14 protein-coding genes are annotated in these 19,405 nt (G+C 42.1%); 10 read left to right on the top strand and 4 right to left on the bottom strand.

Features of this window, described 5'->3' with window-relative positions; all coding sequences use genetic code 11:
• Nucleotides 1-293: 293 nt before the first annotated feature.
• Nucleotides 294-1,667 (bottom strand): tryptophanase, encoded by a 1,374-nt coding sequence (locus tag ACLOAU_RS13270; protein WP_427862348.1) that lies wholly within the window; start codon nucleotides 1,665-1,667, stop codon nucleotides 294-296.
• A gap of 541 nt (nucleotides 1,668-2,208) precedes the next feature.
• On the opposite strand from ACLOAU_RS13270, the gene mutS reads away from it, so the two are divergent.
• Nucleotides 2,209-4,875, top strand: a complete 2,667-nt coding sequence (gene mutS / locus ACLOAU_RS13265; protein ID WP_427862347.1) for a DNA mismatch repair protein MutS — start codon at nucleotides 2,209-2,211, stop codon at nucleotides 4,873-4,875.
• A gap of 24 nt (nucleotides 4,876-4,899) precedes the next feature.
• Complete coding sequence (locus tag ACLOAU_RS13260; RefSeq protein WP_427862346.1) at nucleotides 4,900-5,769, top strand: ribonuclease E inhibitor RraB; 870 nt, start codon at nucleotides 4,900-4,902, stop codon at nucleotides 5,767-5,769.
• Nucleotides 5,770-5,825: 56 nt separating this feature from the next.
• Here ACLOAU_RS13260 and ACLOAU_RS13255 read toward each other — a convergent pair whose 3' ends face one another.
• Entirely contained in the window at nucleotides 5,826-7,904 is a 2,079-nt protein-coding gene (locus ACLOAU_RS13255; RefSeq protein ID WP_427862345.1) for a CehA/McbA family metallohydrolase domain-containing protein, read from the bottom strand.
• A gap of 114 nt (nucleotides 7,905-8,018) precedes the next feature.
• Between ACLOAU_RS13255 and ACLOAU_RS13250 the strand changes: the two genes are divergently transcribed.
• The 8 genes from ACLOAU_RS13250 to ACLOAU_RS13215 all read left to right on the top strand — a co-directional run bounded on the left by ACLOAU_RS13250 (nucleotide 8,019) and on the right by ACLOAU_RS13215 (nucleotide 17,870).
• Nucleotides 8,019-9,272: a porin gene (locus ACLOAU_RS13250; RefSeq protein ID WP_427862344.1), complete on the top strand. Its 1,254-nt coding sequence runs from the start codon at nucleotides 8,019-8,021 to the stop codon at nucleotides 9,270-9,272.
• 54 nt (nucleotides 9,273-9,326) lie between these two features.
• The gene (bshB1, locus tag ACLOAU_RS13245) at nucleotides 9,327-10,064 is read left to right on the top strand and encodes a bacillithiol biosynthesis deacetylase BshB1 (protein ID WP_427862343.1); all 738 of its coding nucleotides are present in this window, start codon (nucleotides 9,327-9,329) and stop codon (nucleotides 10,062-10,064) included.
• Nucleotides 10,065-10,153: 89 nt separating this feature from the next.
• A complete protein-coding gene (locus tag ACLOAU_RS13240; RefSeq protein ID WP_427862342.1) occupies nucleotides 10,154-11,242 on the top strand; it encodes a fatty acid desaturase family protein in 1,089 nt (362 codons plus the stop codon).
• 408 nt (nucleotides 11,243-11,650) lie between these two features.
• A complete protein-coding gene (locus ACLOAU_RS13235) occupies nucleotides 11,651-12,187 on the top strand; it encodes a hypothetical protein (protein ID WP_427862341.1) in 537 nt (178 codons plus the stop codon).
• 22 nt (nucleotides 12,188-12,209) lie between these two features.
• Complete coding sequence (locus tag ACLOAU_RS13230; RefSeq protein WP_427862340.1) at nucleotides 12,210-12,764, top strand: hypothetical protein; 555 nt, start codon at nucleotides 12,210-12,212, stop codon at nucleotides 12,762-12,764.
• A 44-nt stretch (nucleotides 12,765-12,808) separates the two neighbouring features.
• On the top strand, nucleotides 12,809-13,621 hold the full coding sequence (locus tag ACLOAU_RS13225) for a hypothetical protein (protein WP_427862339.1): 813 nt from the start codon (nucleotides 12,809-12,811) through the stop codon (nucleotides 13,619-13,621).
• A gap of 1 nt (nucleotide 13,622) precedes the next feature.
• The gene (locus tag ACLOAU_RS13220; protein WP_427862338.1) at nucleotides 13,623-15,086 is read left to right on the top strand and encodes a hypothetical protein; all 1,464 of its coding nucleotides are present in this window, start codon (nucleotides 13,623-13,625) and stop codon (nucleotides 15,084-15,086) included.
• A gap of 9 nt (nucleotides 15,087-15,095) precedes the next feature.
• The gene (locus tag ACLOAU_RS13215; RefSeq protein ID WP_427862337.1) at nucleotides 15,096-17,870 is read left to right on the top strand and encodes a carboxypeptidase-like regulatory domain-containing protein; all 2,775 of its coding nucleotides are present in this window, start codon (nucleotides 15,096-15,098) and stop codon (nucleotides 17,868-17,870) included.
• Here the strand turns inward: ACLOAU_RS13215 and ACLOAU_RS13210 are convergent.
• Together ACLOAU_RS13210 and ACLOAU_RS13205 are read right to left on the bottom strand one after the other, a co-directional pair.
• Nucleotides 17,867-18,313 (bottom strand): hypothetical protein, encoded by a 447-nt coding sequence (locus ACLOAU_RS13210; RefSeq protein ID WP_427862336.1) that lies wholly within the window; start codon nucleotides 18,311-18,313, stop codon nucleotides 17,867-17,869. The two genes, ACLOAU_RS13215 and ACLOAU_RS13210, sit on opposite strands and share 4 nt — an antisense overlap.
• A gap of 39 nt (nucleotides 18,314-18,352) precedes the next feature.
• Entirely contained in the window at nucleotides 18,353-19,342 is a 990-nt protein-coding gene (locus tag ACLOAU_RS13205) for an aldo/keto reductase (protein ID WP_427862335.1), read from the bottom strand.
• Between the last annotated feature and the right edge of the window lie 63 nt (nucleotides 19,343-19,405).

Genomic DNA, 19,405 nt, shown 5'->3' with positions numbered 1-19,405 from the left:
TACCAATTCCAAAGGAATGACATTGGTGTAGACGAGATCCAAATTGGGAACAAGAACCCCGTATGGGGTGATATTATTTTACCTCTCAAAAAATATTGCAAGCCGGGCATTCAAAATCATTTTCACCCTTTCAGGGTTTATTTATTTTCCTACACATTTTTCTAAAAGAATACCAACCCTTTGGGTTTTAAAGATTTCTTTATTATTCTTAATACAATAACCCATCTGTATTACGATAAAAGCAGCGCAACATGCTTACTTGTTGCACCGCACCTTCGAAGCAATCTGCCCGATTAAACAACCGGTCTCAGCTTTGCCGTAAAATGCCTGAGCAAAGGAGCTTCTTCTGTAATCTGCAAGCCTTTTATAGACTCCCGTCGTTGAAACACATCAATCACCACTTCAGCCACATAATCAATATGACTCTGGGTGTATACCCTGCGGGGAATCGCCAGGCGAACCAGTTCCATCGCCGCCGGTACAAGCGCACCTGCTTCATCATATTTGCCAAACATTAACGAGCCAATTTCTACCGACCGGATACCACCGGCCAGGTACAATTCACAAACCAGCGCCTGCCCCGGATATTGTGTTACCGGTATGTGTGGTAAAAAAGCCTTACTATCGATGTAAATCGCATGTCCCCCTGCAGGTCGCATTACAGGCACTCCGGCAGCATGTAACTTGTCACTTAAATATTCGATGCTGCGTATTCGATACTGCAAATAAGATTCTTCCATCACTTCTTTTAATCCGATGGCTATGGCCTCCAGGTCTCTCCCGGCCAATCCGCCGTAGGTGGGAAACCCTTCTGTAATAATTAAAAGATTACGGCATTCCCGCGCCAATGCCTCATCATGCAATGCCAGGAAACCACCAATATTAGCAAACGCATCTTTCTTGGCACTCATAGTGGCCCCATCTGCATAAGAAAACATTTCCCGTGCTATATCTTCTATACTACGGTTTTGATAGCCGTCTTCTCTTAGTTTAATGAAATAAGCATTTTCCGCAAACCGGCAGGCATCAATATAAAAAGGTATATGATGGGCCGCACAAATGGCTTTTACCGCTTTGATGTTTCGCATACTCACCGGCTGCCCACCACCCGAATTATTGGTAATTGTCAGGATAACCGCGGGTATATTTTTAGCGCCTTTTTCTTGTATGCACTGCTTCAGGGCTGCAGTGTCGAGGTTTCCTTTAAAAGGCGCCGGTATTGCCGGATGCTTTCCTTCTTCGCACAATAAGTCGATACCTGTTGCTCCACTGAACTCTATATTAGCTCTTGTGGTGTCAAATAAAGTATTGCTTATAAAAAACTTTCCCGGGCCACCCAAAATGCTAAACAGTATTTTTTCAGAAGCTCTACCCTGATGCGTAGGTATAATAAAAGGCATGCCGGTAATTGACTTCACTACACGTTCAAAATGAAAGAAGCTGCTACTCCCGGCATAAGATTCATCGCCCTGCATCATACCGGCCCATTGGTAGCTGCTCATAGCACTGGTTCCGCTGTCGGTAAGCAAATCGATTAACACATGCCGGGCATCGATCAAAAAAGGGTTATAAAATGCGGCTTTTAAAATTGACTCCCGCTCTTCAGGAGTCGTTACAAATACGGGTTCTACAGATTTAATACGAAAGGGTTCTATGATTGTTTTCATGTGTTTATTTTTTTGTTTTTTAATGGTCACACGTAATTCGCCAAGTAATCATCGCTTTGGATATGCGAAATTCTTATGGCTCATTTCATCATTGTTTATTTAAATAAAATAAGAATGCCCGTACAGGCTTTCTTTGGTAAATATTGATTACGCAGATAACAGGCTCCCCGGCTGCTGACCAGCCCGGCCATTAAAAGGTTATGATAAGAAGTAAGAAATTAAGAAGGGCGGCGGATAATATTGTTCCACAAGCCATTGCATTTAATGGCTGCTAACTGATAGCGGGATATGTATTCAGTTGTGATGAACATGATACAAAAATAGGGAATCAATATGCAAACATCCATACCGGACACTTAACATTTTTCAAATAACCCCTAACTATCCTCAAGCTATACCTGTGAGAACGATATGCTCCATTTCTTTGCGACCCGGCGTCATTGCGGTTAAGCCCAGGACAACCAACCAGTTTTACACAAGCTTTCAACCAAACAGCCCCGGGTATTGACAGGGATTTTCAATTACCCTATTTTTGTCGCCCATGTCTAAAGCGAAGAAGAATATTGAAGAAACCCCGATGATGCAGCAGCATAAGGCTATTAAGCAAAAATACCCCGATGCTGTGTTACTATTTCGCGTAGGCGACTTTTACGAAACTTTTGGACAGGATGCGGTAATCGCCTCGCAGGTTTTAGGGATTACCCTGACCAAGAGAAACAATGGCGCCGCAGCGTCTTTAGACCTGGCTGGATTTCCGCATCACGCATTGGACACTTACCTGCACAAACTGGTAAAAGCCGGTTACCGGGTGGCTATTTGTGATCAGCTGGAAGATCCCAAACAAGCCAAGGGCATTGTTAAGCGAGGCGTTACCGAAATGATCACACCGGGTACCGCTATTAATGACAAACTGCTGGAATATAAAAGCAATAACTTTCTGGCGGGCATACATTTCGTAGACGACAACCAGTTTGGCCTGGCGTTCCTGGACCTGTCGACCGGGGAATTTTTAATAGCAGAAGGCGACCGGGAATATGCTGATAAATTATTGCAAAGCTTCTCTCCTTCAGAAGTGGTTTTTCAACGCCATCAACAAAAGAAATTCAAAGAGTTTTTTGGCGGCAAAATGTATGTGTATACCCTGGATGAATGGATCTTTGACGAGAACTATGCACAGGATACATTGCTCAAGCATTTTCAAACCCACTCACTTAAAGGCTTTGGGATTGAAGAGCAAAAAAATGGATTAACCGCAGCCGGCGCCATTATTCATTATTTAAGAGATACAGAGCATCCCAACCTTCAACATATTACCTCCCTACAAAGCATTCAACGGAATGACTTTTTATGGATGGATCGATTTACCATACGTAACCTGGAGCTGATTTATGGTAATAATGACGGAGATCATACTTTATTAAAAGTACTGGATAATACGGCCTCACCTATGGGCGCCCGTATGCTGAAACGCTGGCTCTTATTTCCGCTTATCGACATCAATAAAATAAATGAGCGCCTGGAACTGGTAGAGACGCTGATCAAAGAAACCGATCTGAGGAATGAGCTGGTACAAGCCATTAAACTTTGTGGTGATATAGAAAGACTGGTAGCTAAAATTCCTACCAAAAAAATTAATCCACGTGAAGTACTGCAACTAGCCAAAGGATTACAACAGGTAAAAATCGTCAAAGAACTTTGTACAGCTCATAGTAGTGACTATTTGCAACGTATAGGTGAGGCTTTAAATCCTTGTCCAGAGATTGCTGAAAAGATCTTTAAAGAAATCATGGAGAATCCTCCGGCAGTTGCTGTTAAAGGTGGATTTATTAATAATGGTATTCAGGCCGAACTGGATGAACTGCGCGAAATATCGCAAAGCGGAAAGGCCTACCTGGCCAAGATGCAGGCGGCTGAAGCAGAGAAAACAGGCATCACCTCTTTGAAGATCGGCTTTAATAATGTATTCGGTTACTACCTCGAAGTAACCAACAGCCACAAGAACAGAGTGCCCGAAAACTGGATCAGGAAACAAACCCTGGCCAATGCCGAACGATATATTACACCCGAATTAAAGGAATACGAAGAAAAGATAACCGGTGCAGAAGAAAAAATATTGGTGCTCGAACTGCGTTTATACGATGAGCTGCTGAATGAATTATTTAAATACCTCCATCCCGTTCAAACCAACGGTAACTTACTGGCGGTAATTGACTGCCTGGCATGTTTTGCGCATAACGCCATCCATTATCAATACCGGAAACCTGAGTTACATGAAGGAGACGATTGGTTGCTGAAAGAAGCCAGGCATCCGGTTATCGAGCGTCGCCTGCCCGTTGGCGAAAGTTATATACATAACGATACGGAGCTCAATAAAACGGATCAGCAGATCATCATTCTTACAGGACCTAACATGAGTGGTAAGTCGGCCTTGTTAAGGCAAACCGCGCTGATCACTTTAATGGCGCATATCGGTAGTTTTGTTCCGGCCACAGAAGCTAAGATATCTTTAACCGATAAAATATTTACGCGGGTAGGAGCCTCGGATAACTTAAGCGGCGGGGAAAGTACCTTTATGGTGGAGATGAATGAAACCGCTGCTATCATCAACAATATTACCCCGCGAAGCCTGATACTGCTGGATGAAATTGGTCGCGGCACGTCTACTTATGACGGTATCTCTATTGCCTGGAGCATAGTAGAGCACCTGCATCAATCTCCCCACCAGCCTAAAACTTTGTTCGCTACTCACTACCATGAATTGAACGAATTAGAAGAGAAATTTCCCCGTATCAAAAACTACCATATTACCAATAAAGAGGTAGCTAATAAGATCATCTTTTTAAGAAAGCTGGCAAGAGGCGGTAGCACGCACAGCTTTGGTATTCATGTAGCGAAAATGGCAGGCATGCCTGCTTCCCTGATTCAACGGGCCAATGAAATTTTAACGCAACTGGAAAGCCAGCATGTAGAGGAAGGACAACCCGGAAGTCAGGAAGATCAAAAGTCAGATAGTCCGAAAGCACTCCATACAGATCTTTCCGAAAAAGTTAAACGCCTGAACGACCCCAAATTCCAGTTATCTATTTTTGATGCGCATAGCCAGACTTTTGACGAGATCAGGCAATTGCTTACTGATATCGATATTAACCGTTTAACGCCGGTGGAAGCTTTGTTGAAACTTCAGGAGATTAAAGGGAAGTTGCATTAAATATGTTTTACACCAATGAATTCTATGAAAAACTTGATCCTTCCAGTCATTGCATTATTATTTTTTGGTTGTGGGACTTCGGGACAGAAAACTGTTCAAAATGAGATATCCCTGGAAACTATACAAAGTCTTTTTGACCGGATGCAGTCTCAGGGTATCAACACCGATACGCTACTTCTTTACGGTTATTTTTTTAATGCAAAAAACAAAGCTGATTTACAAAATGCAGTTTCCTCACTTAAAGAATTAAACCTGCGATATGTAAATGTTTACCCAGCCGATTCATCCGACTTATGGTGGTTACATATGGAAAGGATTGAAACGAATTCACCACAATCCTTATTCGATTTCAATAAAAAACTTTACAGCATTGCGAACAGGTATCATATTGTTTACGATGGATATGATGTAGGGAACGCCGACCCAAGCAAAGCGCTCCAATCAGATCCTTATAAAGTGCCTGAAGATTTTTCAGTAGTAGATTCTATTATTAATGGTTATCCTCAAATAACTGTCATCAATACTGCTTTTAGCTACTTTTTAAAGAAAACTGAGTTCCCGGTGATTTTAAAGATAACACAGCGGTTCCCCTTCCAACAAGCTGGTTTACCTTCTGCAGCGGAGATGGAGGGTATGGAGAACACTGTACTTTTTATTGAGAACAAAATGGAGAATAATAAAATTACGCACTATTATATTTACAGAGAACTCTATAAAGGGTCAAGAGTTGATTACCTCGCTGTAAACAGTCAACCGGAAGTAGAGGCCTTGATCAAATCGCTTAAAAGTGAACACCAGCTTTCGAATATTCAATTTGATTTTTTCAGGGATGAGAACTGGAAATTTTATAACAAAGCATTGAACCGTGTTTCCAGAGAAAAAATGCCACAGTAATCTGGCTATATATAATTCTTGATAGTATTGTCAGAGGAGGGGCAACCCGTTCTTGGCTACTCCAGCCAGATCATAGGCGTAAAAGCCCCGTTGGCGGCAATATCCCAGGCTTCAAGGCGCACCCATTTTCTACCTGAAAGATCTACCGGCCAGGAAAATTGCTGTTTACCAAAAGCCTTTGTATAGTTGAGGTTGATGCGCTCGCGGTATACTTTTTCTCCGTCACCGGAAACAATCTCCGCAAAATTCATGGGGAAATTCCATTGCAAAGTAGCTTCGATATTTACCTTTTTTGCGCCCGACAATTTCAATACATCGCCGGATTCTTTTCCATTGATGGTAAAGTTGGGGATCAGCACTTCGCCTGTGGAAACAAAAAACTTTCCATTACGCATGGCATCTAAAACGGGCTGCCAGCCTTGTTCATAAGCAGGCAGTTTATTTAATTTCAAATAGATCACATTCAAATGGGCATACATCTCGTTTTGATTCGTAATGGTGAAAATATCCGATTCTGCAATCGCATGCTTTTTATGCCCCCAATTGGCCATATCGTCCACCAGCTTTAATACCCTTTCACTCAGCTTAGGCCATGAAAGGTCCGCCGGTATTGACTTCCAGGCTGCACCCAGGTAAGTATCCGATTTGAAAAAAGCTTCGTCTTTATATTTATCCGGGTAGCCGGTTGAACCTTTAGTACGCGCATGCGCCACCCAGGCTAACCCTTTTTCCTGCTCCAGCAACTTCAACATTTCTTCTTTATTACCCACGCGGTACACTGTCCCATATTGAGAGTCCTTTGTTTCAAAAGGAGCCTGCTCTTTTCTTGACATGATCCAGTAAACCGGTTTGGGAAAAAACGCCAGCCAATGTCCACCATAAAAATTATTAGCCTCTTCCCCCGGGAGCAAAAGAAAGCTGCTGTCAGACAAGCGTTGGGTTTGCCCAAATAATGCTTTTAGCTCTACCAACCTTATTGAGTCTGGTCCTTTGGGGTGCCCCGGGCCGTGAAACTCAGCGAGCTTTACAATATCTAATCCTGCATTTTTAAGCACATCAACAAACTCTGGTTTTTCAGGAACAGGTTTACCACTCAATACCACATCCATTATAAACTCATTGTGAAAATGGGTAGCCATTCTTTTATGCCCGGCTAATTGTGGAAACACATCATTATTGGTGAACTGCTTTACCAGCTCTAAGGTAGCTTTTGCATTTTTACTGCTGGCCAGGCAAAAGAAGTTCAATCGCTGCTGCGTTTGCGGAGGAGCATTAAACCAGGGCACAAACCTCCTGTCCCCTGTGGGTTCCTGCCTGATCCCTATTCCAAAATCTGGTACCAGGTCCAGGTAGTTTTTTCCATACCAGGTGAATTTTAAATTAAATGCTTCATCCAGCGGGTAGAAGTATTGATGCGGGGCAGGAAAAACCGCCAGGCTTCCCGTTGCATTTTCACCGATCACCGTGCGGTACTTCACTTCTACATTGGTTGAAGGTGTTGAGACGGCCGGCTCCATTCTTAGCATGGTATTTTTCACATCAGACCAAGCCAGGTTTTTCCACAAGGCTTTTTTGTTAACCAGTCCGGCATCATATAAAATGGCTGTTGAATCTTTATCGGTCGCCATTACGGCTGCAATATTGAATAAAGGACTTCCATTATAGAATGTAATTTCAAGGTGACCTGAAAAATCCCTGGAAGAAATTTTATTGATTTTTATTACGGTTGAAGATCCGGCAGTATGCACACTAGCCTCCGTTTTATCGAACCGTATCAGCTCTGTAGTGTAGGGCCTGTCAGGTACTTTATCAAAGAACACATCCCATCCTCCGCTTGAAGGACTTAAGGTTCTTTTGCCTTGCCTCAGTATAAAAGCAGGATCTAACCCCTTCACAATTTCAACAGAGCGCCCCATAGCTTCTTCACCTATGCTATAAAACAATGGTTGATCTTTTTCAAGATCAAGCACAACGCGGGAGAAAGCAGACGCGCCGTTCGGCCATTTAACCGCAATTAATTTTTTATCCGTGGTTACTGAAGCGCCGTTGGCTTTAAATGCTTTCAGTTCAACTATGGGCTGTGCACTAATGTACTGGCTGAAAATCAACAACAAAAAAACCAATATTTTTTTCATATATAAAAACTTTGACAACACAATCATCCGAAAGATAATAAAAAGTTTGCAAAATCAATTTTGCAAAACCGGTCAGGGTTTGTCAATCATCAATCTTTCGTTTCTTTGCAAACCATGAAAATTCATAAAAAAATAATTTGGGTAAGTAGTCTTCTGCTCAGTTCGTTTGCGGATGCGCAGGAGATGATTACAGATACTTCGCAAAAAGAAAAAACAACAGTTGCATTTAACGAAAAAGGGCTTCAATTTAGAAAGGGGGATCATTTCCTGATGACCTTTCGATTTCGCGCCCAATTACGTGCAGGCTATTTAAGCCGGCTGGATGATGAAGACGAAGCGGGATTTGAAGCCCAGATCAGACGCCTTCGTCTCCGGTTTGAAGGTTTTCTTATTTCACCCAAACTTGAGTATAAACTACAGTTGGGTTTTGCCAACCGGGACATGGACCTCGAAAGCGGCGCTCCTCAAATTGTACGGGACGCTGTATTTTATTATAAACCCGGTAAAGCCTGGTCCATTGGTTTTGGTCAAACCAAATTGCCGGGGAACCGAGAGAGGGTAAACTCCTCCGGAGAATTACAGATGCCCGACCGCTCAATAGCTAACAACCGTTTTACAGTAGATCGGGACTTTGGTTTATTTATTGACAAAGACTTTGAAGTTAAAAACCATATCATCCAGCTAAGAACTGCGGTATCCTCGGGAGACGGCCGGGGCCAGTTGGCCACCGTTCACGGACTGGCTTATACAGGACGTGTGGAATATATGCCTTTCGGGCATTTTAAAAATAAGGGCGATTATTTTGAAGGCGACCTGGATTTTGAGGAAACACCCAAAGTATCTTTTGGATTTACCTATACCAAAAACTTTAAAACCAATCGCACGGGTGGCCAGTTGGGTAAACCTATGTTTAGTGCCTATAATGAAAAGGAAGAGTTGCTTGCGAATATCCGTACTATTATGGCAGATGCAGTGCTGAAATACAGGGGCTGGGCTTTTCTTGGTGAATACTATGATCGTAAAGTAGATGGATTTTCAGTAGATGACTTCAGCACGCGGCCCAATGATCAGCTTATTTTTCTAAAAATGCCGGCGGGCATTGCCGTTAACGTACAGGGTAGTAAGCTGTTTACTAAAAAAGATGAGATCACCCTGCGTTATACTACCATTAGTCCGCATAAAGCGCTCCAGGATTACCAATATAAACTCAATACCAAAGCAATAGGATACTCTCATTATTTCAATAAGCATAAATTCAAGATACAGGGATATATAGGACTGGACGACCGCGAGGGCGAATCGGAGGAACTGGATGATGCCTTTGAAAACCGTTTAAATGCCATGGTACAGGTGGAAATAGGTATTTAGCGGGATTTTTTCTTCCTATCAAACTTTTTGTCTGCAATAAATGTTTTGTAAACCATGAAATTAGATATTCTGGCCATAGGCGTTCACCCGGATGATGTTGAACTAGGTTGTGCGGGTACACTACTAAAAGAAATACAACGCGGGAAAAAAGCGGGTATTGTTGACCTGACACAGGGCGAATTGGGTACCCGGGGTACCGTTGAAACGCGTTATACAGAAGCTGCCGACGCTGCCAGAATACTGGGTGTTTCGGTGCGGGAAAACCTGAAAATGCGTGATGGTTTTTTCAAAAATGACGAAGATCATCAATTATTACTGATAAAAACCATCAGGAAATACCGCCCGGAGATTATTTTGGGTAATGTTTTGACGGATCGTCACCCAGACCATGGCAGAGCGGGCAACCTGATCAGCGATGCCTGTTTTCTTTCAGGCCTCGCCAAAATAGAAACTGTTGATGATGAAGGTGTTCCGCAGGAAAAATGGCGCCCCCGTTATTTTTTACAATATATGCAGGATTGGTATCATGAACCGGATTTGTTAATAGATGTAAGCGATGTGGTGGACACCAAAATGAAGTCAATTGACGCGTATATCACTCAGTTTCATACTACTGAAAGCGAAACGGGCGGACCACAAACCTATATTTCTACTCCCGATTTTAAAGAGAGCCTTTTAGCCCGTATGCGCATGATGGGTAAACGTATCGGTGTTAAGTATGCCGAAGCCTATATTACTCAAAAACATATCGGTTTAAATAACCTGGAAGGGCTTATTTTACATGAAACCTGATTGTTGTCAGTTTTGCATTTTTTTACCTTATTGACGGCATAAAAATAATTATCTTTGCAACCTTAAACAACCACAGAAATTATTATTGAATGTCAGTACCGAAGTTTGCTACGCCACCTCCGCCCTCTTTTCATACGGTTTTAAAAACGCGTATCAATGACTATTTTAAGCAACAGGGAAAGCCCAGTACCGGTAATTTCAGGCTGTACTCTAAAGCCATGTTTCTGGTGGTAGGTTTTTTAGCGTTATATGTACATGTTGTATTTTTTACGCCCCCGGCGGGTTGGGCTATTTTAGAGTGCCTGATCCTAAGCCTTTTTACTTCTGCCATTGGTTTTAATATCATGCACGATGGCGCTCATGGTAGCTTTAGCAGTAAACCCTGGGTTAATACGGTAGCAGCTTCTTCGCTTAATTTCTTAGGTGCGAATACATTTATGTGGAAGATGAAGCATAATGTTATTCACCACGCCTACACGAATATTGATGGCATCGACGACGACCTGGATGCTAAACCATTCCTAAGATTATGCGAAACCCAAAAACATTATAAATTTCACAAATATCAGCACCTGTATTTTTGGCTTGCCTATTCGTTGCTTTACCTGTTTTGGATATTTGTTTCTGACTACAAAAAATATTTTAGAAAAAAAGTAGGAGACATTCCTTTGAAGAAAATGACGACGAAGGACCACCTGACTTTCTGGGGTTTTAAGTTGCTTCATATTTGCCTGTTTGTTGTAATACCTATTGTAATGGTGGGTGTTGGTCCGTGGGCGATTGGATTTGTAAGCTATGCTTTATTTGCGGGCTTTGTTTTGAGCATTGTTTTTCAACTGGCGCATACGGTAGAGCATACGCACTTCCCGGTGCCTAATGCCGAAACTAATAAAATTGATGATGAATGGGCTATTCACCAGCTTAAAACCACGGCTAATTTTGCTACCAAAAACAGGCTGGCCTGCTGGTTTATGGGCGGCTTAAATTTCCAGGTGGAGCATCATTTATTCCCCAAAATTTCGCACATACATTACCCAAGGATCAATAAGATCATTACTGCTACTTGTAACGAATTTAACGTACAATACATAGAATATAAAAAGGTAAAAGATGCGGTAATTTCTCATGTGTCTTACCTGAAACAATTGAGTCATCCTACACTGGCGCATGCACATTAAAAGCACAAAATATTGATTGAAAAGCCGGTGTTATTAACCCCGGCTTTTTTTTGCACTAAGGGTCATTGCAATTATAAACCAGGTTAACCCGCTTGTCGCCAATCAAGAAATATCGTGGCAACCCTACGAAAGATCTTTTATTTGTCACCATTAGTTGATTTATTATCAACCCTTTTAAAGAACGAACGGGTTGAAGCCTGGCTGTTTATCTATCTCTTATTAAAAAAAATCTGCTACTAATATGTTATTTAACAACTTAGTAGGTTAACTTTGTATTAACAAGCCCATATTAAGCCCTCAAAATACACAGCCCCTAAATTCACCTGTCCCTTTTTTGAAATACCGGTTTGTAGCATTAATAGTAATCAATAGCGAATTGGAATTATAGCTTTTAAAGTTTTAATACTAATGGTTAAGCTTCTGCATGTAATATTCTATGCGTTATTTGTTTTACCGGCTGCGTCTCAGCACGTAGAGGCTAAGGCAGATATGCAGGTATTGATACGGGATTTCTTCCAGGTAAGTAACCTTACAACACAGGGACAGATCATTACTTTGGAGCTCAATAATGAAAACGATATAGAAACAGGCATCAATAAAGAAATCAGGTCCAACTTAATGGTTACGTCCACTGTTGATTACAATCTTTTTGCCCGTGCTGCTTTCCCGGTATTTTACAACCAGCAGAGCAGAAGAAGTTTCCCTTCCTCTGTTTTAACCGTGGAGATCATTAACACAGACCTGAGTTTAAACGGAACAGCTATAGAAAAAGTCCAGCGTTTAAGCACCCTCAACCAACCTCTTATTTCGGAAGGTAAGCCGCTGTTTAAGAGCGCCATTGATATACGCTACAGCATTCCTGCCGAACACGCCAAAGAGTACCTGGTAAAAGCAGGTTCCGGTGTTTATTCCAACACAATTATTTATACAATAAGTCCTCAATAATTTAAAACTCAAAAGCAACACAATGAAAAAGTGTATCCTTTTATCAGCACTGGCCCTATCCGGTGTATTTATCTCGGGTGCTGCATTTTCGCAGGCTACCTCGTCAACCAATGTCAAAATCGTTCTTACAGATTTTATTACAACTGAGAACGGAGCCGGAACCACTACAGGCCAAACACCCGGTGCGGGCGCCGAGGTTTTGTTTGAGTATCCTGATGCGGCATCTTATACAGCTATTAAGTCTGTTAACCAACCGGGCCACTTAAAGGTTACGGCTACCAAAACTTTCCAGGTTACCGTGAAGGCTATGGGTACCAATTTTGTACATGCTACCACTCCGGCCAACGTGATACCTGTAAATGTAGTAGATATCGTTCCTACAGCTCCGGGTAGCGGTACAGCCTCAACGGTAACATTGAGCGATGCAGAGCAGGTTATTTTAAGCGGTGTAGCTCCCGGCATCAAAACTATTAACGTTGAATACCAGATCCCGGCGGCTAAAGCTCAGGCCAATATACTCGGTAAGCCTTCTGGAACTTATCAGCAGGTTGTTGTTTATACGTTCTCTCAGCCCTAATATTATTAGCCCTTTTATCACAAGGCAAAATTAAGCCCTCTAATATGCCTAAACATTTATACTCATCAGCAGTAATCATTCTGCTGATGCTTGGTCTGTCACCCGCTATTTATGGTCAGGGAATAACGGTATCTCCTACCCGGCTATTTTTTTCGGGTGAGCCAGGTTCTGTTCAGAAGCAATCAATAGTAATTACTAATGCCGGCAAGGAAGCAGTAGCATTCAATGTGTCATTAAATGACTGGTACAGGGACTCAATCGGCCAGAAGGTTTACCTACCCCCTAATAGCACTACTAGTAGCAATGCCGGCTGGATAAAAACATCAGCCAATGTCATTAATATACCTCCCGGCAGCTCGCAGGAGCTGATTGCGACGATGGAGGTACCCCGTCATCTTAAGAATGATTCTATCAGTAACTCGATGTTGATGCTTACTCAAATTGCCAAACAGGAAGACCGTTACCTGAAACAAAACAATGTAGGCATTAAAGTACTTTTTGAATTTGCCCTGCATGTGTACTTTACACCTGCAGCTAATAAAACCGAGGACCTCGATTTTGTAGCGATAGATACCTTATCGTCTGGCAAAAGTAATACGGGTAAAAAAATTGCTGTTAAAGTTAAAAATACCGGGAACATTATAAGTGATGCGATGGTGGAATTTGAATTTATTCATAAAACCACAGGACAGGAAAGCAAGCTCACCCCTGTTGCGATATCCATGATGCCCGGGGCCAGCCAGATCATTTATTTTGATGTACCTGTAGAATTGAAAGGGGCCTTCAAAGGTGTATCCATTTTGCGCATAGGTGATGCTTCCAACGTAAAAGTGGGAGAGAAAAACCTGTTTTTTTAGCATGGTGATTTATCGGAATCGGGTCATTGCAGCCCTGATCATTTGGGTGCTTGGTCAAAAAGCGGCCAACGGTCAGGTAGTGTTAAGCCTTGAAGAAGGCAATGTAATTGGCGCTCAGAATTACGTTGCAAATTTTAATACAGGCCAGGTATCGATACCGCTGACAGGCATATTATCTACTGCATGGCAAAATATTCCCGTGCAGATGCGTAACAGCGGCAGTGCGTCGCTTACCAATGGCGGCAGCAGCTTCCCGGCGGGCAATATTTCCTTTGAACTTATAAGTATTGGTGGTATAGCACCAGGCAGTCCCGGTTTTGTCGGTGCTCCGGTTGGCCCGGTCAATCTTTCAAGCAGCTTTCAGACTATTTTTTCTCCTACCGAAGCCGGTTCCAATGCACCTACCGGTGCCATTATCGGCAGATATAGTATTTCCAGAGCTACCTTGAACAATTACCAGCTTATTGCCGGCAGCTATACAGGTGGTAATTTAATCTACAACCAGCCTACGTCTAGTATTATTCAGCTTTTGATTGGCTACAGATATATTACCCCCTTCCCGGTACCATTGTCATTAAGTATACCTTATATCAATAAATGGGTCGCCTCTACTACCTCTTTTACAAGAAACTATAACAATGTGAGCTCGTTTACCGCCCCCGTTGATCTTGATTTCAACCTGAGTACTTTTAGTGTGGGACATACCGAGCCTGCCTTTATAGATATTAAAGCACAGGGGCCCATTACTTTTACGCCGCATGGTGGCGGGGCTGCAACCTCCATACCTGTAAACATAGTGCAGGCACAGGGTTCAGGACTAACCACCACTGCCCTTTCCACTTCTTATGCAACACTTAACGCCCCGGGATTTGCCGTACCTGCCGGTAACATCACTACTATTCCGTTGATCCTTAAAATTACATCTGCTAACGTTGTCCAGCATTTTTTCAGAGCCGGCACTTATACTTTCAACGTAGACTTAAGAACACGTAATTCGGGTGGTACTATTGCTGACCTAAAAACAATCGCCTTTACTATTACCACGGACCCGCTAAGCAGTATTGCGGTACAAGGAACACCCGATGTCAATTTCAGTTATGGAAGCCTGGCTGATTATCAAATGTCAAAAAGCATTAATATGCCCAATCACCTGCTGATTACCAATAACAAAAATTACGAGGTTTATGTAAAGAGCGGTACCGCTAATTTCACCCGTAATAGTATGGCCACCACTATACCGGCATCTATTGCGCAAATTGAAAACGGGACCGGAGAAACAACCGTAACCGGCCGAACACTGTCAACCACATCGCAGTCGATCATTACTAATGCAGGTTCAATCATCAACAGGCAGCTTTCCTTAAAATACACCATTCCGGCTTCACAAACTCTACAATTCCTGGGTAAACAAACCGGCACAACGCCCTATATTCTTAATGTTATTTACAGCTTCACCAGCTTGTAACAGGCATTTATGAGCTTTTTAAAACACATAGTATTCTATTTATTATCCTTGTTGTTTTTAACAACCGCAACAGGACAAAATACTCATGGCATCATTACAGCTTTTAAAGCCGACAGCATTGCTATTGAAGCGGGACTAAGCTTTTCCAATGACCTCGTGATTAAGAATACAGGCACCCATACCATTAAAATTGATAGCATTCGACCGGCAGAATCATTGCCAGGGATTTTGTTTACTCCTGAGTTTTCAGCACCGGTACGTTTTAACGAACAGCAAATACTAAAGGTGAAGATGATAGCTGATAACGCACTGATGCGGTCAGCCATTCGAAAGGTTGAATACCACATTTATTACACTGAAAATGCCATAACAAAAATCAGTAAAGCCAGTTTCTTCATAATACGTCCGGTATCAAATTACCTGGTAATGGGCACTTCATCGGGTGAAGCTTACTATAATCCTTCCGTAAATGAAAACTTTGTCAACCTGTTCATTGAAAATCCCGGCTATGAAACCAGGAATATTGCATTGAAGTACCAACTGTTACCGGAGGAATTTTTAGCTACTGCAATACAGCAAGAGATGGTATCGCTGGCACCGAAAGAAAGAAAGCTAATACAGGTGCGACTGCTTACCCGGAAAAAAAATGCTTACTATCCCGACTACAGTCTTTCAGTAATGGCTTACGAACCAGGAAACACACAGGCTATATCCGGTACTGTTATTCCTGTTCGCACATTGGCTGAAAAAAGAAATATGAACTACAGTGGAGCTGGCAATATATACAAGAATTACCTGGAACTTCAATTCAACCGGTCGAACCAGGCTAATGAGTTTGTGCAGTTCAGATCCAATATGGAACAAAAGCCGGGACCTGGCAAGGTAATAGAATTGAACACTACAGCAGACTACTTTGTCAATTACCGTTTTTTGAATCTTTACGATACCTGGCTTAGTTTTCAAACGCCGAAAACATTTTCCCGTGTGGGCAATATCAACGCACAGGGTTACGATATGAATATTGCGGGAAGGGGTGCTTTATTTCAATATAAAATTTCGCCAAAAACACAGATAGAAATATTAGGAACCAATAATAGTTTTTTACTGTATAGCTCAGCAACACATCTGGCCGATCCGGGCTATAGCATTGGCACCCGGTTAGACCATCGCATTAATAACAGTAAAATCATGAGTACTTCCTATGTTTTCAACCAAAATAATTTCACCGGTGTACAGTCTCACCTGGCAACTGCGAATATTCCTATCATAAACGATTCTGTACATTCATTAGTGCTTGAAGGAGGCGCCAGCAACAGCGAGGGTATTCACCAACACAGGAAATATCCGGGAGGTGCGCTAGGCTTATCTTATAGCCTGGAACGAAAACAGTTCTCGTTTGTATCCAACAATTATTTCAGCAGCCCGTATTATGCAGGACTCAGAAAAGGAGCGCTCAATTTTTATGAGTTTGTACGTTATCAGTTCACTAACAATAGTAATATCTTTTTTCTTTACAGCGGGTCAGTAAACAAACCGAAATTCGTGGTGAACGATTCATCGTCCTTTCTTTTGTACCAGGTAAATAACAGCTTTATTACACACCAGCTCGAAACGGGTTATGGCAGAACCATCAATGGATATACATTTACCCTGGCCCCTAATTACAACTACCAGCAGTACTCATTACCCGGAACAATGGAATATGAAGCCTACCGTACCAAACTGAATATTGCCAAACTTTACAATAAACATGCGCTGAACTTTACAGTGGATTATGGGATTGGAAAAATCATTAATACAGATAAAAGTTTCCATTCGACCCGGCTTTTACTGAACTACAGGATAGCTTCATTTTATATAGACGGTATGGCCAGTATTAATCCTTCTAATGTTTACGATGTAACCATGGCGCAGGACAATGACCGTTTTAGAAACTACTCAATAACCACCGGCTACAATTTGAATTCGCCAGGTAGTAAATTATCGGGTAACGCTTATATTGGTTACAATTATATCAATACTTATCAAAGCAGAAATTATTTCAGCTCGGCGCTTCTGTCTTATAAAATAGGCACTGACTGGTATGCAACGGGCAATATCACTTATTCCAGCTTTCAAAATAACCGAAGCAGTTCAGGATTTAGCAATTTTCAATTTAGCATTGGCCTGAAAAAAGCCTTCACCCAATGGTCTTCTGCAACCGGTAATGAAAATAATATTATCCTGGAGGTATTTGAAGATCATGATCAAAACGGGAAAAGAAATGGAAAAGAACCATTGCTACAGGGAACGATCATACAGCTCAACAAAACAACAGTTGCGATAACCGATACCAGGGGAAGAATTAAACTCAACCAGGTACCCGAAGCTACTTACTATATTACGGCCCGGAGAAATGATCAGCGTCTTGATATTCTGACAGGCGACAGCATTCATATCAATAAAAACAAACATTTTGCTATACCTGTTATTAAAACTTATACCAGGACTGGAACTCTTCAGGAAATTAAAGCTGAATACGATATACAGGTACAGGATGCCTCGGGTATTACGATATACGCTCAAAACACACAAACCGGTAAAACCTATAACACAGTAACCAGCTTTGAAGGCGATTTCCAGCTTAAATTGCCAGCCGGTCATTACCTTATCTATATTCGTAACGATCGCTACGAAATCACCAACAACAACCAGGAAATAACGTTAGGCAACCTAAACCAGGATGCGCCCCTGATCTTTCATTATAAAAATAAAGACATAAGGATTAATGTAAAGCAGTTCTAAGATCGTTTATTGACAAGGGGTTTAAAACCACATTTACCATAGCTGCGTTGAGATGCTATTTTACCCGATGAGTTCCACTGCTTCTCCAAATCACAGGGGTGTGCTTCACATTCAGCACAGGCGGCCTGCCTGGAGTACTCCCTATATAACTTTTTGTTTTTGTACACACGGTTGTGCTCAATATAGGGAGTAAAGTCGCAGGTATTATTTTTGTCCGTCGCATACCTGGTTTTTCTTTCCAACGCCAGGTTGCCTGATTCATCAAATTGCCGGTATTCCAACTCTTTCCAGCAACCATTGATCATTTGTTGCCGGCTCGTTGAAAGGAACATACTATCAATACCATATTCTTTCATGACCCGCACCGTATCAGTATCGGGCAGCGTTGCTTGCATTCTCCCCTGCCCCATGCAATGAAAGGCCAGGAAAGACAATAACATCATAAAAAGAAAATTTATGACTACGTTCAACCTATTCCGGATTTAATAATGCCCTCTTATAATTCCCTTTATCTGATCATCATATAACGCTCTCAGTTGCTGGTGGGTTTCCTGTGTGAGTGCAGGTAAGGCTGAAGCGTTAACATTACCGATGACCTGTGCTATTTTCGAAGCCCCCGGTATTACCGTAGTAACTTCCGGATGGTCAAGAATCCAACGTAAAGACCATTGAGCCTGAGCCATCCTGTCATCAGGCAACAAACTACCTATTTGTCTTGCAAGATCTACACCTTTAGCAAACTCGATGCCTGAGAAGGTTTCGCCGGCATTAAACGACTCTCCATTTGCATTATAGTTGCGATGATCCGTCCCTGCAAATGTTGTTTGCTCATTAAACTTTCCTGTAAGCAGGCCACTGGCCAACGGTACTCTTACAATGATGGCTACATTTTTTTCCCGCGCTTTTGTAAAAACCTCTTTGGCAATATGCTGGCGAAACAAATTAAAGATGATCTGAAGCGATGCCAATCCCTCTTGTTCCAAACAAATAAGCGCTTCTTCTGCTGTTTCCACACTGGCGCCCCAATATTGTATCAGACCTTCTTCTTTAAACCTCCTGAAATGATCAAATACTTTTCCGGAGCGCATTTCCTCTGTAGGAATACAATGCAGTTGTTCTAAGAAAAGTGAGCTGCTGCCCAGCTTCTCCAATGAACTTTCAATATGCTGCCTCATAAAGTCGTAGCTAAAATTCTGAGGCCAGCCATTAGGGCTGTCCTGTCTACGCCCTAACTTGGTAGCTACAAAAACTTCCTGGTCGATCGTTTTTAAAAAACGTCCTATCAGCGAGTCGCTGATGCCCATGCCATATACATCGGCGGTATCAATAAAATTCCCGCCGGCATCCGTATATGTTTTTAAAATGGAGAAAGCCTCCTCTTCGTTTACTACGCCCCAATCTGCACTGCCCAGTTGCCAGGTACCTAATCCTATTTCAGAAATATTTTGTCCTTTAAATTGTCTGTAATTCATAAGGCCAAACCTACATTAATTTTTCCATTACTGAAATGCTCAAAAGACAGCAGTTAAAAACTA

Source organism: Paraniabella aurantiaca (assembly GCF_050309965.1).
Classification (GTDB): Bacteria; Bacteroidota; Bacteroidia; order Chitinophagales; family Chitinophagaceae; genus Niabella.
Note: the sequence above shows the minus strand (reverse complement) of the source record. Positions and strands in the feature narration are given on the sequence as shown.

Bases quoted from the DNA above. Each gene is read 5' to 3' on its own strand.
- ACLOAU_RS13230 (WP_427862340.1), top strand. From the start codon at position 12,210: ATGAAAAAGTGTATCCTTTTATCAGCACTGGCCCTATCCGGTGTATTT.
- mutS (WP_427862347.1), top strand. From the start codon at position 2,209: ATGTCTAAAGCGAAGAAGAATATTGAAGAAACCCCGATGATGCAGCAG.
- ACLOAU_RS13240 (WP_427862342.1), top strand. From the start codon at position 10,154: ATGTCAGTACCGAAGTTTGCTACGCCACCTCCGCCCTCTTTTCATACG.
- bshB1 (WP_427862343.1), top strand. From the start codon at position 9,327: ATGAAATTAGATATTCTGGCCATAGGCGTTCACCCGGATGATGTTGAA.
- ACLOAU_RS13255 (WP_427862345.1), bottom strand. From the start codon at position 7,904: ATGAAAAAAATATTGGTTTTTTTGTTGTTGATTTTCAGCCAGTACATT.
- ACLOAU_RS13210 (WP_427862336.1), bottom strand. From the start codon at position 18,313: ATGATGTTATTGTCTTTCCTGGCCTTTCATTGCATGGGGCAGGGGAGA.
- ACLOAU_RS13225 (WP_427862339.1), top strand. From the start codon at position 12,809: ATGCCTAAACATTTATACTCATCAGCAGTAATCATTCTGCTGATGCTT.
- ACLOAU_RS13205 (WP_427862335.1), bottom strand. From the start codon at position 19,342: ATGAATTACAGACAATTTAAAGGACAAAATATTTCTGAAATAGGATTA.
- ACLOAU_RS13260 (WP_427862346.1), top strand. From the start codon at position 4,900: ATGAAAAACTTGATCCTTCCAGTCATTGCATTATTATTTTTTGGTTGT.
- ACLOAU_RS13215 (WP_427862337.1), top strand. From the start codon at position 15,096: ATGAGCTTTTTAAAACACATAGTATTCTATTTATTATCCTTGTTGTTT.
- ACLOAU_RS13220 (WP_427862338.1), top strand. From the start codon at position 13,623: ATGGTGATTTATCGGAATCGGGTCATTGCAGCCCTGATCATTTGGGTG.
- ACLOAU_RS13250 (WP_427862344.1), top strand. From the start codon at position 8,019: ATGAAAATTCATAAAAAAATAATTTGGGTAAGTAGTCTTCTGCTCAGT.
- ACLOAU_RS13270 (WP_427862348.1), bottom strand. From the start codon at position 1,667: ATGAAAACAATCATAGAACCCTTTCGTATTAAATCTGTAGAACCCGTA.
- ACLOAU_RS13235 (WP_427862341.1), top strand. From the start codon at position 11,651: ATGGTTAAGCTTCTGCATGTAATATTCTATGCGTTATTTGTTTTACCG.